This is a genomic window from Verrucomicrobium spinosum DSM 4136 = JCM 18804, assembly GCF_000172155.1.
GTDB classification, from domain to species: Bacteria; Verrucomicrobiota; Verrucomicrobiia; order Verrucomicrobiales; family Verrucomicrobiaceae; genus Verrucomicrobium; species Verrucomicrobium spinosum.
In genome coordinates this window covers 1,673,411-1,688,214 of the sequence record NZ_ABIZ01000001.1, presented here as the reverse complement: position 1 = coordinate 1,688,214, position 14,804 = coordinate 1,673,411, and the positions used below count along the sequence as shown (strand labels likewise).

Sequence of the window (14,804 nt, the reverse complement as noted above, 5' to 3'; positions counted from 1 at the left end):
GCTAGTTATTATAGTTTCTGCGTCAAGTTATTAATATTTACGGATGCAAATTATTCATACACCTTTAGCCTTACCCTTGCTCCATTTGAACCGCCATTGTCCTAGCGATAGGTGGTGGCACCCTTTATAGAGACCTGCCCTGCGGCTGGTTCGCATCGATTCTAATTTCTCCAAGCAAACATCAGGCCATGGTAGTCGCCCATGTCAGCTCTTGAGCGTATCCTTAAACAATCCCTGGCCCGGGAAAAAGCCGTCTCCCAGCTTTCGGACGAGGCGCTCCAGGGGCAATGGTGCCAGTGGAGCTTTGACCTGCTGAGACAGCTCACCACTCTGGAGCGGATCCTGCCGGAAGCACTGGCGGTGGTGAAAGAGGCCGCCTTTCGCGCGGGTGGCCTGCGCGCCTACCCCTGCCAGACGAGGGCGATCATTGCCCTGCTGGAGCCCGCCATCACCGAGGTGGCCACTGGGGAGGGCAAGACCCTCATCACCGCCCTGGCGGCATGCCTGCGGGCCCTGCCAAAGCGGGGCGTCCACGTGGCCACGGTGAACGCCTACCTCTCGGAGCGCGACTTTGAATTCGCCACCCCCATTGCGGCCCGGCTGGGCCTCACTGTAGGGTACTTGAAGCAGGAGCAGAGCCACGCGGAGAAGCGCGCCGCCTACCAGTGCGACATCACCTACGGCACGGGGTACGACTTTGGCTTCGACTACCTGCGCGACCAACTGGCCCTGCTGAAGCACGCCCAACATGGGCCCAGCTTCCGGCTGCGCAATCTCCTCACGGGCCGGGAGCACCCGGAGGCAGAGGTGGTGCAGCGCTCTCTGGCCAGCGCCATTGTGGATGAGATCGACAGCGTGCTCATTGATGAGGCGGCCTCTCCGCTCGTCATCGCCCAGCCGTCCACCGAGCGCACGGTGCCCGAGGCCTACCTCACCGCCCATGAGGCGGCGCAGAGCCTGCAGGAAGGCCACGACTTCATCCTCGATGCGCGGGGACGCAATGCCCGCCTCACCGAGGAGGGACGTGCCGCCGCCAACCAGCGCCCGGGCATTCCCTGGGACGCGCTCGTGCGGCCGTGGCACCAGTACCTGACGAATGCACTGAATGCCCACCACGCCTTTCACCATGGGGAGCACTACATCCTCCAGGAGGGCAAGGTGGTGATCGTGGATGAGTTCACCGGGCGCGCCCACGAGGAGCGCTCCTGGCAGCAGGGCCTGCACCAGGCAGTGGCCGCCAAGGAGGGCGTGGACATCCCGCCCGAGAGCCACACCGCCGCCAGCATCACCCGCCAGCGCTACTTCCGCCTCTATGACAGCCTCTCCGGCCTCACCGGGACCGGGTCGGAGAGCCGCAAGGAGTTCCACCACTTCTTCCAGCTCCCGGTGCGCCCGATCGAGCCCAACAAGCCCAGCCGCCGCCTGTCCCTGCCAGATCGCGTGTACCGCAGCCGGGAGACCATGCTCCAGGCCGTGGCGGCGGAGGTGAAACAGCGCTGGCTCACCCAGCAACCCGTGCTGGTGGGCACCCGCACCATCAAGATCAGTGAGGATCTTGCCGCCATCCTCACCGGCATCGGAGTGCCCCACCGCGTGCTCAATGCCCGCCAGGACTCCGAGGAGAACGACATCATCGCCCAGGCCGGGCAGCCGGGCAGCGTGGTGGTGGCCACGAACATGGCCGGCCGCGGCACCCATATCTCCCTGCCACCAGAGGCCCTCGCCCTGGGTGGCCTGCACGTCATCGGCGTCGAGCGCAGCGAGTCCCTCCGCGTGGACCGCCAGCTCGCGGGCCGGTGCGCCCGCCAGGGCCAGCCCGGCACCTCCCTCTTCTTCCTCAGTGCCGAAGACAATCTCATGGAACAGTTCGCCCCCGATACAGGGAAACAACTCGCCCGCATGGCCGCCGATCCTGACGGACGTTTGCCAGACGCCACCGCCCGCCTATTCTCCACACTGCAAACCCGCGTGCAAAAGCTCCGCTACGCCCAGCGCATCCAGATGGAACAGCGTGACCGCTGGATGGACCAGACCCGCAAAAGCCTCGCATGAAATCCTTCACTCAAACTCCAGGTCCCGCCTTGATCGCGGTTGCGCTCAGCCTCATTGCGATGGCGGCGGGAGGCACCCAGGCAGCAGACAGCCAGGTGCTCACCTTCCTGCGCCCCATCCATGAGATCAACCTGGCCTCTGCCGAGAGCGGCGTGGTCAGCACGATCCTGGTGAAACCCGGCGACAAGGTGAAGAAGGGCCAGGAAATCCTCCGGCTGAACGCGACGGTGATCGAGGCCCAACTTGCCCAGGCAGAGGCCCAAGCCCTCAATGAAGGACGGCTCAAGTCCGCCGAGGCGGAGTACCAGATCTCCAAACAGCGCCTCACCATCCTGGAGACTCTCAGGAACAGCGGCAGCACCAATCAGGCGGAGTGGGACAAGGCCAAGGCCACCGTGGCCGTCGCCGAGGGCCAGTACAAAGCCGCTCAAGAAGAAAGCGAGAACCTGAAGCACCAGGCCGCGACCATTCGCGCCCAGTTCGAGCAGCGCATCCTGCGCAGCCCCATCGACGGCATCGTCACCGAGATCACCCGCGATGCTGGCGAGGCCGTGGAAGCACGCCGGGCCGACACTCCTGACTACGTGGCAAAGATCGTGGACCTCTCCCAGCTCATCGCCCGCGTCCACATGCCGGCCCGCCTCACCGAACCTCTCCGGCTGGGCCAGAAGCTCAAGCTCGCACTCGACTCCTCCGACGGCACCCTCCTCGAGGGTGCCATCCGCTTCATTTCCCCCACCGTGGACGCCGCCACCGGCCTCTCCGAGGTCCATCTTCTCTTCAACAATCCGGACCAAAAAATCCGCAGCGGCATCCCCGGGACGCTCCTGGTGCCCGGGCTGTGAGGGCTGCTGGGGTCGGTGCGTCGGTGCGTCGGTGCGTCAGTGGGCAGTGGGCAGTGGGCAGTGGGCAGTGGGCGGCGCGGGGCGCGGGGCGCGGGGCGCGGCACTGTTGGTCGCCCGTTTGCCGATGGGCTGAGGACTGAAGGTTCGGAGTCACTCAGGGATGATGATGCACGTCTTGGGCACGATGTCGATTGACCCGTCCCGCAATGCGGGACGGAACTCCAACCACGCCGCGGATGTCAAGGGGAGTGGGCACGTCCCTCTCGCGGTTCGAGATTTCACATCGCCAGGAGCAATGCGCACCCAAAATACGCAACGGCGTTCGAAGCAGCGTTGGAGTTCCGCCTTTAGGCGGTCAGGGAAAAGGTGGCGGGGCGGATGGTCGCCCATTTGCCGATGAGATGAGATGAGGGCTGAAAGCCCGGCGTGATACCAGCCTGGGGCAACGCCCAAGGTTGGAGTTGGTTCTAGATGTTGAGGGCTGAAAGCCCGGCGTCATTCAGGGGGGCTCGTCGTGAGCCGGCTTGATGAGGCAAGGCCTTCAGGCTCCCCGGGCAACAACAAACATCCGCAATCCAGCACCCCATTCCGCGCTACACTGAGAGCCAACGGCATGCCGCGAAAATCTCCTGGGCCGGCAACCGAAGCGGTCGCCCTACAACCCAGGGACGTTGAGCGCTGGCCGTGTTGAACCGCCCCCTGACGCCGCGCGCGGCCTGGCACCTTTCCGCAATCCAACGCATTCCCCTCCGCTCCCACTACCGACGGGGACCGTCGGACTACACCCCACACCCGCCACAGCGCTGGAGTCGCGCTATTAGACCAATGCCATCAGGGAAAGCTGGCGAGGTCGATCATCTCACTTTAGCAAACGGAGCTGAGGGCTGAAGGCCCGGAGTGATGGCAGCCTTGGGCAACGCCCAAGGTTGGCGTTGGTTCTAGATGTTGAGGGCTGCAGGCCCGGCGTCATTCAGGGATGCTCCTCGTTGGCAGGTTCGATGAGGCCGGGCCGACCCTCCTCTCAATTCATACCGGAGCATGCCCGACTCACTCTTGGCAGCCGGAAATGCACGCTCATGGCTTGGTCATCAAAATTGATTTGCCTGCAAGCAGCGGCCAGCGGAAAATATCAGCACCATGATATCGTTCCTGCCCAACCCCCGGCCAGTGGAACCGAGACTGGCACCCCAGTATCACGCCTATCTTGGCAGTCATCCGCCAGTCGCTGACGAACCCCGCACGCAGGAACGCGCCACCGCACTTCTCGCGGATGCGGTTCAATGGAGAGCCTCGGATGTGCATATTGAGCCTGCCTCTGAACAGACAAGAATTCGATTCCGCATCGACGGTGTGCTGCATGATGTGGCGGAGGTCCCAAATTTTTCCGGCCATCGGTTGGTCGCCTATTTCAAGATCCAGTCACAGATCAATGCAACCGCCATCGCAACGCCCGAACACGGTCACTGCCGGATGGCTGCTGGAGGCACCGTGCTGGAGTTGAGGACTACTGTTGCACCTACGGTCAATGGTGAGATGATCGGCATCCGCCTTCTGGACACACAGCGCCCCCTGCTGCGGCTGGATGATTTGGGAATGAAGGAGGAGGACCAACGCCATCTGCGGACCTGGCTCGAAGGCATGCAGGGGATGCTGCTGGTGTGTGGTCCGGTGGGAACTGGAAAGACCTCCACTCTCTACGCCTTGCTGCACGAATTGCAGAAGGAACCCCGCAGCATCGTGACCGTGGAGGATCCAGTCGAGTGCAATCTGGACGGCATCACCCAGATTGAAGTGCATGTGAAACGTGGCATGACTTTCCCAGAAGCCATGCGGGCGATGTTGCGTCTCGATCCCGACTATCTGCTGGTGGGGGAGATACGTGATTCCGAAAGCGCCCATGTGGCAATCACCGCCGCAGGGAGCGGGCAAACTTTGCTTTCCACCCTTCATGCCCGCGATGCCGTTGGAGCCGTCACCACCCTGCGCAACTACGGGCTGCAGCTCTGGGAAGTGGCAGCGGCCATTGAGCTGTGTGTCTCACAGAGACTGGTGAGGCGGCTGTGCACAAAATGCCGTTCGGGAGGCCCCCCCGGAGACGAAGCTGCCCACTGGTATGGAGAGCTCGGGCTCCCAGTTCCGGAACAAATCTTCTCCAGTGTGGGTTGTGATGCATGCGGTGGCACGGGCTACCAGGGGAGGCTGGGCATCTTCGAAGTCTGGCGCATTGATGCGGAAGCCAGGGAGATGATCTTGCGCGGCGCGGATGATCTCCAGCTAACCAGGCATGCGATGGCGCAAGGCATGCAACCGCTACTGAGCGATGCCCTGGCCAAGGCCTCTGCTGGACTGACGAGCTTTGCCGAAGTGCGGATTCTGGCAGCCGAAGTGCGCCGTACCACTGGAGGCCTCGCCCTCAGACCGTAGTCCATGTTATCTGCCCCCTTCCTTGAAGATCACACCCCCTACTACTGCAAGATTTCGTTCAGTATCTTCGCTCAGGGGAAGAAGAAGCTGGAATGGGTGCAATAGGGAATACCCTGAAACACGGTGCCGAAGGATGGAGGCAAGGAGACAGCTGCAAAGAACTCGTTTGGCAAATCTACAGGTTCCGCAGAGTTTTGTTTGAAAACGTCATGGAGTTTGCGCGGGGCAAACCAAACGAACTGGAACGTCGTCCGGTGGAAAAGCATGCCGAAGAAAGCAGCTCCTTCCCGCCCTCCTATCCGGAGGGAGTGCCATCGATAATCTGCCGGAGCGCTCGGAGAAGCGCTCCCGCGGTGTACGGCTTGGGCAGGAAATCACGAGCCCCTGCGTTTGACGCACGTGCCACCATGCCGTCAGCATTGAGTCCGCTGGCAGCAAGCACTTTGACTTTAGGATTGATGCGTACAAGCACCTGAATCATCGTTGGCCCGTCCATCAAAGGCATCATCATGTCAGCGAGCACGACATCGATCTCATGGCGATGCAGAGCATAGGTTGCGGTGGCCTCGGCTCCATCGCATGCGAGCAAGACCTTGTAGCCGAATGCCTCAAGGGTCTGTTGGGTGATCTCACGAACCGAGGCTTCATCGTCCACCACCAGGACCAGCTCCCCATTCCCCCTGGGCAAATCCGTCGTGATGTTTTCGCTCAGCGCCATCCTGGCATCCGTTTGGGCGGGAAGGTAAACCTGGAACCGCGTCCCCACGTCTCTTTCGCTGTGGACCTTGAGGAATCCGCCGTGGCTTTTCACGATCGCCAACGTGGTTGACAACCCCAGGCCCGTACCTTTGCCAGTCTCCTTGGTTGTAAAAAACGGCTCAAATATTCGATCGATGACCTCGGGACTCATGCCTGCGCCAGTATCTGAAACCTGCAGCACGACATAAGGACCAGGCTTTGCCTCCACACTCGTGGCCGCATAGTGTTCATCAAGCACCACGTTGTCAGCTTGCAGAGTCAACGTTCCACCGTGATGCATGGCATCACGGGCATTTACACACAGATTGAGCAAAACTTGGTGGAGCTGGGTAGGGTCTCCCAACACAGGCCAGAGATCAGGGGCCGATTTGACGCGGATCTGAATGCTCTTCAAGAAAGTCTCGCTGCAGATCTTCTCTACTTCATACAGCAGGAGACGCAACTGGACCACCACAGTGCGGCTTTCCACTCCCCGCGCAAAGGTAAGCACCTGCTTGATCAGTTGAGCACCGCGATTGGCACTCTTCTCCACCATGTCCAAAACAGCCAGCTTTTCTTCCGACGTTTCGCCGGCCCTAAGCAATGTTATGGACATCACGATTGGGGTCAGCACGTTGTTCAGGTCATGGGCAATCCCGCCCGCCAGAGTGCCTATGCTCTCCATCCGCTGTGCTCTCAGAAATTGCTTCTCCAGCTTTTTGCGATCCGTGGAGTCTGTATTGATCGCCAGTATGGATTTAGGCTGGCCGGCGTCGTCCCGCACCAAGGTCCAGTGGCAGTTCATATCCAATATCTTTCCCGACTTTTGTCGTTGTGACAATTCTCCCGCCCACTCCCCTTTGACGAGCGTTTCCGCCGTTGCCGCTTCGAAGGCCGCCGGATCATCATAAAGCAGCTCCTTTACAGAAGCACCGAGAACTTCATCTGCCTGCCAGCCGTATATCCTTTCCGCCCCCCGGTTCCAATAGAGCAACTTGTGATGGAGGTCCCGCACCAGAATGGCATCCTTGGCCTTGTCCAAAAGTGTCGCCTGCTCACGAAGCTTCTCTTCCGCCAGTTTTCGTTCCGTGATGTCCCGGGAGATCCCGACGATGCCAACAATTTCTCCGCCGCTGTCACGGTAAGGGGATTTGGTGGCCAGGAAGGTTCGGGTGACACCTGCGGAGGTGAGCATTTCCTCGCTGGTGGTCGTTTCTCCCGTAGCCATCACCTGCCGGTCGTGTCGCCGGATCACCTCCACGTCACTTGGACCGAAGAGTGCGGAGTCATCGTGCCCGACCACTTCTTCAGATCGTTTACCCACCACCCTGGCAGCGCCTTCGTTGAACAAGAGATACCGGCCCTGCACGTCCTTCACGAACAATGCATCTGGTGTCGATTCAACGACGGCCGTGAGCAGATCGGCTGTGCGCCGCATTTGGGCCTCCGATTCATCTTGTCGTTGTTCAGAAAGTTTCCTGCCAGTGATGTCCCTCTCAATGGCGACAAAATGGGTGCAGGAGCCGGAAGCATTCAATACCGGAACGACCTCAATCTCCAGCCAGAATTCATCTCCCGACTTTGTATAGTTGAGGAGTTCTACACGTACGAGTTGACGGGCCACTAGACCTGCCCGCAGTTGGTCCAGTGCCTCCCTTGAGGTTGACGGCCCCTGCAAGAAGCGAGGGCTACGCCCCAAAACCTCGGAAGCAGTGTAACCGGTGCGTCGCAGAAATGCGTCATTTGCAAATACGATGCGGGGTCCCGGCTCTTCGATGGGGTCAGCTTCCGTGACTAAGACCATATCGCTCAAATGAGCTACGGCGGCCTCAAGAAGCCCCAACTTGTTGTCTTCAAACTGAAGATCGATCTTCACTGGATCTGCAGGCGACGGAGCTGGGAGGCTATCAGACACTGGAGATGCGGACATGGTAGGCAAACGGTGCAAAGGGTGTTTTGTTGCTTCAAATCTACCCATCCTGACGAACACCACCCCTCAATGGCCAATCGGATCTGCATGGGAAATGCGGGTGCCAATTCCACGTGTCGCATGCCCGTAACTCCATGGACCTTGGCACCTTGTCCCCATGGTCATCGGGCCAGGGCGGGCAATGCCCATTGTTCAAGTACAACCAGCAGCGCCCATTGGCACGAGATGCAGGGGCTGGTTTCTCGAATTTAAAAAATGAGGCTTGGGTTGCCAAGGGGTAGCATGGGTAAATTCAAAAAACATTTATTGCACACGCTTATGTCTTTCGCTACGATCATAATCGCATCCACTGCAAAAAAAACCTCCTCTTTCATTCGAGCCTCACGTGCGCAGTCACAGTGATTGGCAAGCAGCGCTGAAAGCCCTTTCCCGTCCCATCCGATATTGGTCCTCAGATCATTGATTCCATTGCACCTCCACCGCCACCCCCATGGCACGGGTCCTGCAGGAGTGACGACTCGGTTCGGGGCATACGAGAGGTTCGCATTGTCCACGCGAAAGCGCGTTTCCATGGACAGGGCCTTGCACAAAAGAAGGAGGGAGGGAGGCGGCGTGGATCATTCACTGCTCGAACTGACCCGTCCCGCAATGCGGGACGGTACTCCAACCACGCCGCGGATGTCAAGGGGACTGGGCACGTCCATCTCGCGGTTCGAGCTTTCACGTGATCAGGAGCAGTGCGCACCCCAAAATACGCAACGACGTTCGAAGCAGCGTTGGAGTTCCGCCTTTAGGCGGTCAGGGAATAGGTGGCGGGGCCGTTGGTCGTTCTTTTGCCGATGAGATGCGCTGAGGGCTGAAGGGGCGTTCCTGCCACCGGCATGGCGGGAATCCTTCACTCCTCGAACTGAGCCGTCCCGCAATGCGGGACGGTACTCCAACCCTGCTTGAGGACCCTACGATGCAGCGCGGTGGCGGCGGGGGCGTGGAGCACCTTCCCAATCGGGAGGACCCAAGCCTACAGGGAAACGTCTTCACTCATCCCGATGTACAAGCGACCTGCGTTGTTGCGGATGATATAGACTTGATACTCCATTCCAACAAAAAGGCCTTACAGCTTTCACTGTAAGGCCTCTTTGAAATTGGTTGCGGGGACAGGATTTGAACCTGTGATCCCGCAGGGCGGGATTATGAGCCTTCGCGGGGTCGAGGCAGGCCGGTGAGGTGGTACAGCCCGGCTCCGCCTTTCTGCCGCTTCAGCAGATTCTCCAACTTCCTTGCGGAGGTGATGTCTTGGGGCTCGCTCTGCCAGATGAGTTCCCAAGGGCCGCGGTGTTTGGTCCATCTGGACACGCCGCTGTTGTGATCGGTCAGGCGGGCAATCACGTCTTCACTCATCCCGATGTACAAGCGACCTGCGTTGTTGCGGATGATATAGACTTGATACTCCATTCCAACAAAAAGGCCTTACAGCTTTCACTGTAAGGCCTCTTTGAAATTGGTTGCGGGGACAGGATTTGAACCTGTGATCCCGCAGGGCGGGATTATGAGCCTTCGCGGGGTCGAGGCAGGCCGGTGAGGTGGTACAGCCCGGCTCCGCCTTTCTGCCGCTTCAGCAGATTCTCCAACTTCCTTGCGGAGGTGATGTCTTGGGGCTCGCTCTGCCAGATGAGTTCCCAAGGGCCGCGGTGTTTGGTCCATCTGGACACGCCGCTGTTGTGATCGGTCAGGCGGGCAATCACGTCTTCACTCATCCCGATGTACAAGCGACCTGCGTTGTTGCGGATGATATAGACTTGATACTCCATTCCAACAAAAAGGCCTTACAGCTTTCACTGTAAGGCCTCTTTGAAATTGGTTGCGGGGACAGGATTTGAACCTGTGACCTTCAGGTTATGAGCCTGACGAGCTACCGGGCTGCTCCACCCCGCGATTGGATTTATAGAGTCGTTCATTATCCGCTTGTTGCAACAAGAAACTGCAACATTTTATGATTCAGTTTAAGATCGTGCGTCACCACTGCGTGACTCTCTCTCTCCACGAAGACATCCCCGTTGTTCCATCACTCCCTGACACATGAAGAAGCTACCAGCACTCACCCTCCTCGCGATCTTTGCCGCGGCCTGCCATGGCGAAGACAAGCCCTCTCCGATCGGCTACGAAGACACGCCAATCATTCCTGGCACCGAGTGGCGGGTGCACGACATCAAGCGCCCCGCCCCGCCTGTGGTGGCCCCGGGCAAGACGAATGCCAGCGCACCAGCGGATGCGGTGGTGATCTTTGATGGCGGCAGCACGGATGCCCTGGTGAGCAAGGATGGCAAGCCCTGCCCGTGGAAGGTCGAAAACGGTGAACTCCTCATCGCTGGCGGAGACTGCTGGACCAAGGAGCAGTTCGCCAGCTGCCAGCTTCACATCGAGTGGATGAGCGCCCCCGAGACCAAGGGCAACTCCCAGAAGAAGGGCAACGCAGGCGTGTTCTTCATGGACCGCTATGAGTGCCAGATGCTGGATTGCTACAACAACCCCACCTACGCTGATGGCATGACAGGGTGCATCTACGGGCAGACGCCCCCGCTCGTGAATGCGGTGCGCCCCGCCGGGGAATGGCAGACTTATGACATCATCTTCACCGCGCCCAAGCTGAAGGACGGCAAAGTGGTGGAGCCGGCTTACGTGACCACGTTTGTGAACGGCGTCTGCGTACAGGTGCACACGAAGATCATGGGCCCGACGAAGCACAAGAACATCACCAACTACGATGGCGTGTTCCCGGAGAAAGCCCCGGTCCGCCTGCAGGACCACAAGAACGATCCGCCCGTGCGTGTGCGCAACTACTGGGTGCGCCCGCTGCCCTGATCAGGAGCCTGAGCCCTCTGCTCGTCTCCGACCTCAAATCCCGGGCCATCAAGGGGTCCGGGATTTTTTGTGTCTGCCCCCTGCCCTGAGTCCGGGGCTTCAGGCGGCAAACGCCTCGATCAACCTCGCGGCATCATGGAGATTTTCCTCGACCCGCCAGGCTCCGAGGGTCTGCAATGAGGCGTGGTCAAACTTGCCGGTGGCAACTGCCAGACAACGCGCCCCCATGGCGTGGGCACAGGCCACATCACGAGGGGTGTCGCCAATCACAATGACCTGCTCTGGAGTGAAGTGCCGCTGCGCGGCCTGAGCCATGCGGCGTACGGCTACGGGACCGAGGTGATTGCGGTCTTCCCCGTCATCCCCAAAACCGCCATCCAGAAAGTGACCGTGAATGCCGAAGCGCTCCAGCTTGATCACTGCGCCCCGACGAATGTTGCCGGTGAGCAGGCCTACTGAAAAACGGGATTCCTGGCTGACCTGCTCCAGCAGATCCACCACGCCGCCCAACAACCGCCCGGCAAACTCCTCGTGCCGTACGCGGCGCTGCAAATGGCCAAGGTAGGAGGCATAGTAGGCCTCCACCCGGTCGGGATCCAACGGCTGGCCAGCATCTGCAAAGAGCTTGCGGAGCACGCCGCCATCGGTCGCCCCTGCAAGATCCAGCGGAGGCAGGTGCTCACGACGAACTTGGAGCACGTCCTCTGCCGCATCCAGCAGTGCGCCGGCCCCTGCTCCACCGGTGTCGAGCAGGGTGCCGTCGATATCAAAAAGGAGCAGCCGATGATTCGGGCTTCCGCTCATGCTGGCTGGCTCCACAGATTTCTCCTGATCCTACGCTGAGTCCACGTTGGAGGGGTCGATCACCAGCCTGGGCTTCGGCTTGGTGCCGTTCTGCTTGGGCGCGGGCGCAGGCGCAGGGGGTGGCGCTTCCCCGTTGGTAGCTTCCACTTCCTCATGGGCTTCCAGGATGTGGTCATCCTCATCGTGCTCCTCATGCGTGTTGTCCTCTTCCTCTGGGTCAAGGAACTTCCCATGCTTGAAGTTGGCGAACTTCCGCTGGCGCTGCTTTTCGGGCAACGGGGAGATCTGCATGTTGATGTTGCGGCCAGCCATCTTCGGATCCTGGTCCACATGGCCCATGGTCAGAAGGTCTTCGCGAATGCGTCTGGCGAGCTGGAACCCAATCTCCTGGTGCGCCATCTGGCGACCTTTGAACTGGAGCTGGACGCGGACTTTGTTGCCCTCGGACAGGAATTCCTCGCCGTGGGCGATCTTGATGAGGTAGTCGTGCGGATCAATGCCGACGCGGAACTTGAGTTCCTTCAGCTTGCCACCCTTCTGGGCCTTGGCGGACTCCTTCTTCTTTTTCTCCTGCTCGTACTTGTACTTGCCGTAGTCCACGATCTTGCAGACCGGTGGATCGGCGGAAGCGGAGATTTCCACGAGATCCATCCCGCGCTCCTTGGCCATGCGGACGGCCTGGCCTGTCGGCAACACGCCGAGCTGTTGGTTCGTGGCACCGTCAATGACACGGACTTTCGGAGACCGAATACGGTCGTTGACGCGGGTTTGGTCCTGGAACCGGCCTCCACGGTTGAAGCCTGGTCGTGGTCTGTTATTGAAGCTAGGGTTGATGACGCACCTCCGGTGAGTTAATGGCAAAAAGACATCCAACATGGATGCCAAAGCATATGGGCATGGACGCAGTGAGTACCATACGGAACACACTTAACATACGCGAGCCGACAACTCTTTCACATCCTGTACAAAACGGATGAGGCTGCGGCGGAACGAAATGTTGAACGACATGCTGAAAAATTATCCCTGGCGGGCCGAGTCAAATACGCCCTTATGTGCCAGACAGGTAGGAATACACCCTTTTCGACAGAAGGCAAGGTGAATTTTCTTTCGTATTCGATCCTGACCAGTTTCGGTTGGGTTCATCGCGTTGGTGCACTAAATTGATGCCGCAGACAATTCTGCCCCCCCCCTCAATGAACACCACCTCCAGTACACACAGCAAAACCGTTGGTTACCTGCTATGGATCTTTGGCTTCTTTGGCGCGCACCGCTTCTATTATGGGCGGCGGGTGAGCGGCATCATCTGGATGCTGACCTTCGGCCTCTTCCTCATTGGCTGGATCGTTGACCTGTTCCTGATCCCCAAGATGGACCGGGAGGCCGATCTGAAGTTCACGTCCGGCCCCATCGACTACTCGGTGGCCTGGGTGCTCCAGACCTTTCTGGGCATCTTTGGCATTCACCGCTTCTACATGGGCAAGTGGGTCACAGGCATCATCTGGGCGCTGACCGGCGGTCTCGTCGGCTTCGGCTATGCCTGGGACTACTGCACCCTGAACCAGCAGGTGGATGAGCGGAACCGCGAGCTCCTTTCCGGAGCGGCCTGATCATCCCCATTTTATAAATAGCCAGGAAACGCAACGGGCGGATGGCACACGCCATCCGCCCGTTTTTCGTTTAAATCATTGATGGCCAGAGGCGTGCAGGGCCTCTGACGGCCTGGGATCAGGCGGAGATCTTCGTGTAGGTGAAGATCTCACCGTCCTTGAAGAAACGGTTGAGCTCTGCCGCGGCGGCTTCCGGGGAGTCGGAGGCGTGCGCCACGTTCACCATCATGTCGCCACCGAAGTCGCCACGGATGGTGCCTTTGTCAGCCTTGCGGGAGTCCGTCGGCCCGAGGAGGGCGCGCACCTGCTCGATGACGTTCTCACCTGCGAGCGCCAGAGCGACCACCGGGGTCTTCTTCATGAAGTCCGCCACATCCGGGAAGAAGGGCTTGGAAGCGATATGGGAGTAGTGATCAGCGAGGACGGCGTCGTCCAGCTGAAGCATTTTCAGGCCACGGATCTGGAAACCGGCTCCTTCAAAGCGCTTGAGCACTTCGCCGCAGAGATTTTTGGAGACGCAATCGGGCTTGAGAAGGATGAGGGTCGTTTGTTCGGCCATGGGGCGGAGTGTTTAGGTCAAGGCATCCGGGGAGTCAAGCAAGATGCCACAGGGGATTCTGGGGCGATTTCGCCTCAGGCGGACTTGTAGCCTTCACAACGATTCTTCCACCCTTCCAGCCAGCGCTGCTCTTTCCGCTCTGCGGGAGCATTCTGCACCCGCCGGGTGAGCACCCGTTTGGACGCCTCTGAAAAGGCAGCGGGTGCCCCATCGGCATCTGTCGGACGCATCTCGATCAACACCTGGAGGAGCCCCCAGCCCTGCCCGTTGTACCGCTCCTTGGGGTTGAGCCCCTCTCCTTTGAAATTGACGTAATCGATAAGCGCGAAGTTGCCTGCCGCGGACTGCTGGAGCAGGGCCACGTTCCGCTCCACATGAGGCGCAGCCTTGCCTGCTGCGGCTTTGAACTTGGGCGTGGCCGCAGCGAGCCGGTGGATGATGAACTGGGTCTGCTGGGCCACGGTTCTGGCCAGGAGATTCCGCAATTCCTTCTGCCTCGGGGAGTTGCGGTCTTGCTCAAAGGCCTCGCGGGAGGTCCACGGGCAGTCGGGAGTCTTCAGCAGCCACGGAGGCACTGGGGCCCCCGTCTGCTGGAGCCAGCGCACCAGCGGCGGGAAGCTCTCCTCAAACGGGCCCTGCACTCCGGCAGGATACCAGATGAAGTGCCCGATCCCCAGTGAGGCGAAGTACTCCCCCTTGTTCCAGCTGGTGAGCCCCTCCACGGTGCCAGCGCATTCGTTCTGCCAGATCCTGCGCCCGATGCGCTCCAGTTGCGGCTGGGAGAGATTCTGAGCGTGAGCCGAAATGGCAAGGACGGTGGTAAAGAGGAAGAGGACCAAGCCCGATACCCGCCCTGGAACAAAGATATTATTAAAGCCAAATTTCATTTTTCTGGCAGTAGGAGTGACGATCATTTTCAATGAGTCTCCCAGCAACTCACCGCTGGATTTCTTTCCTTACGCAAGCTCGCAGCCCAAAATGGGCGT

12 protein-coding genes and 1 tRNA gene are annotated in these 14,804 nt (G+C 59.8%); 5 read left to right on the top strand and 8 right to left on the bottom strand.

The features are described from left to right. Window positions 1-201: 201 nt before the first annotated feature. The 3 genes from VSP_RS34220 (at window position 202) to VSP_RS34215 (ending at window position 5,321) form a co-directional block, all read left to right on the top strand. Window positions 202-2,052 carry a preprotein translocase subunit SecA gene (locus VSP_RS34220; protein WP_009959580.1) on the top strand — a complete coding sequence of 617 codons (1,851 nt, stop codon included), beginning with the start codon at window positions 202-204 and terminating at the stop codon, window positions 2,050-2,052. Continuing rightward, window positions 2,049-2,897 carry an efflux RND transporter periplasmic adaptor subunit gene (locus VSP_RS06700; protein WP_009959578.1) on the top strand — a complete coding sequence of 283 codons (849 nt, stop codon included), beginning with the start codon at window positions 2,049-2,051 and terminating at the stop codon, window positions 2,895-2,897. The genes VSP_RS34220 and VSP_RS06700 overlap by 4 nt, the downstream gene beginning before the upstream one ends. A gap of 1,137 nt (window positions 2,898-4,034) precedes the next feature. Beyond that, a complete protein-coding gene (locus VSP_RS34215) occupies window positions 4,035-5,321 on the top strand; it encodes a GspE/PulE family protein (RefSeq protein ID WP_009959577.1) in 1,287 nt (428 codons plus the stop codon). 295 nt (window positions 5,322-5,616) lie between these two features. Here the strand turns inward: VSP_RS34215 and VSP_RS34210 are convergent, their stop codons facing one another. From VSP_RS34210 to VSP_RS06655, 4 genes are all read right to left on the bottom strand, one after another. Beyond that, window positions 5,617-7,989: a PAS domain-containing hybrid sensor histidine kinase/response regulator gene (locus VSP_RS34210; protein ID WP_198141335.1), complete on the bottom strand. Its 2,373-nt coding sequence runs from the start codon at window positions 7,987-7,989 to the stop codon at window positions 5,617-5,619. 1,188 nt (window positions 7,990-9,177) lie between these two features. Then, complete coding sequence (locus VSP_RS34205; protein WP_009959569.1) at window positions 9,178-9,441, bottom strand: GIY-YIG nuclease family protein; 264 nt, start codon at window positions 9,439-9,441, stop codon at window positions 9,178-9,180. A 92-nt stretch (window positions 9,442-9,533) separates the two neighbouring features. Beyond that, on the bottom strand, window positions 9,534-9,797 hold the full coding sequence (locus VSP_RS34200; RefSeq protein WP_009959569.1) for a GIY-YIG nuclease family protein: 264 nt from the start codon (window positions 9,795-9,797) through the stop codon (window positions 9,534-9,536). A 47-nt stretch (window positions 9,798-9,844) separates the two neighbouring features. Continuing rightward, a tRNA-Met gene (locus VSP_RS06655) sits at window positions 9,845-9,921 on the bottom strand. Between the two features lie 144 nt (window positions 9,922-10,065). On the opposite strand from VSP_RS06655, the gene VSP_RS06650 reads away from it, so the two are divergent. After that, window positions 10,066-10,848: a 3-keto-disaccharide hydrolase gene (locus VSP_RS06650; RefSeq protein WP_009959568.1), complete on the top strand. Its 783-nt coding sequence runs from the start codon at window positions 10,066-10,068 to the stop codon at window positions 10,846-10,848. Window positions 10,849-10,947: 99 nt separating this feature from the next. On the opposite strand, the gene VSP_RS34195 is transcribed toward VSP_RS06650, so the two are convergent. Together VSP_RS34195 and infC are read right to left on the bottom strand one after the other, a co-directional pair. Further along, on the bottom strand, window positions 10,948-11,652 hold the full coding sequence (locus VSP_RS34195) for an HAD family hydrolase (protein ID WP_009959567.1): 705 nt from the start codon (window positions 11,650-11,652) through the stop codon (window positions 10,948-10,950). Window positions 11,653-11,682: 30 nt separating this feature from the next. After that, window positions 11,683-12,528, bottom strand: a complete 846-nt coding sequence (infC, locus tag VSP_RS40505; protein WP_081452429.1) for a translation initiation factor IF-3 — start codon at window positions 12,526-12,528, stop codon at window positions 11,683-11,685. Between the two features lie 317 nt (window positions 12,529-12,845). On the opposite strand from infC, the gene VSP_RS06635 reads away from it, so the two are divergent. After that, the gene (locus VSP_RS06635; protein WP_009959564.1) at window positions 12,846-13,259 is read left to right on the top strand and encodes a TM2 domain-containing protein; all 414 of its coding nucleotides are present in this window, start codon (window positions 12,846-12,848) and stop codon (window positions 13,257-13,259) included. Between the two features lie 118 nt (window positions 13,260-13,377). Here the strand turns inward: VSP_RS06635 and ndk are convergent, their stop codons facing one another. Both ndk and VSP_RS06625 read right to left on the bottom strand, forming a co-directional pair. Then, window positions 13,378-13,818 (bottom strand): nucleoside-diphosphate kinase, encoded by a 441-nt coding sequence (gene ndk / locus VSP_RS06630; protein ID WP_009959563.1) that lies wholly within the window; start codon window positions 13,816-13,818, stop codon window positions 13,378-13,380. Window positions 13,819-13,892: 74 nt separating this feature from the next. Further along, window positions 13,893-14,705, bottom strand: a complete 813-nt coding sequence (locus VSP_RS06625) for a hypothetical protein (RefSeq protein WP_198141334.1) — start codon at window positions 14,703-14,705, stop codon at window positions 13,893-13,895. Between the last annotated feature and the right edge of the window lie 99 nt (window positions 14,706-14,804).

Bases quoted from the DNA above. Each gene is read 5' to 3' on its own strand.
- VSP_RS34200 (WP_009959569.1), bottom strand. From the start codon at position 9,797: ATGGAGTATCAAGTCTATATCATCCGCAACAACGCAGGTCGCTTGTAC.
- VSP_RS06625 (WP_198141334.1), bottom strand. From the start codon at position 14,705: ATGAAATTTGGCTTTAATAATATCTTTGTTCCAGGGCGGGTATCGGGC.
- VSP_RS34210 (WP_198141335.1), bottom strand. From the start codon at position 7,989: ATGTCCGCATCTCCAGTGTCTGATAGCCTCCCAGCTCCGTCGCCTGCA.
- VSP_RS06700 (WP_009959578.1), top strand. From the start codon at position 2,049: ATGAAATCCTTCACTCAAACTCCAGGTCCCGCCTTGATCGCGGTTGCG.
- VSP_RS06650 (WP_009959568.1), top strand. From the start codon at position 10,066: ATGAAGAAGCTACCAGCACTCACCCTCCTCGCGATCTTTGCCGCGGCC.
- ndk (WP_009959563.1), bottom strand. From the start codon at position 13,818: ATGGCCGAACAAACGACCCTCATCCTTCTCAAGCCCGATTGCGTCTCC.
- VSP_RS34220 (WP_009959580.1), top strand. From the start codon at position 202: ATGTCAGCTCTTGAGCGTATCCTTAAACAATCCCTGGCCCGGGAAAAA.
- VSP_RS06635 (WP_009959564.1), top strand. From the start codon at position 12,846: ATGAACACCACCTCCAGTACACACAGCAAAACCGTTGGTTACCTGCTA.
- VSP_RS34215 (WP_009959577.1), top strand. From the start codon at position 4,035: ATGATATCGTTCCTGCCCAACCCCCGGCCAGTGGAACCGAGACTGGCA.
- VSP_RS34205 (WP_009959569.1), bottom strand. From the start codon at position 9,441: ATGGAGTATCAAGTCTATATCATCCGCAACAACGCAGGTCGCTTGTAC.
- infC (WP_081452429.1), bottom strand. From the start codon at position 12,528: ATGTTGGATGTCTTTTTGCCATTAACTCACCGGAGGTGCGTCATCAAC.
- VSP_RS34195 (WP_009959567.1), bottom strand. From the start codon at position 11,652: ATGAGCGGAAGCCCGAATCATCGGCTGCTCCTTTTTGATATCGACGGC.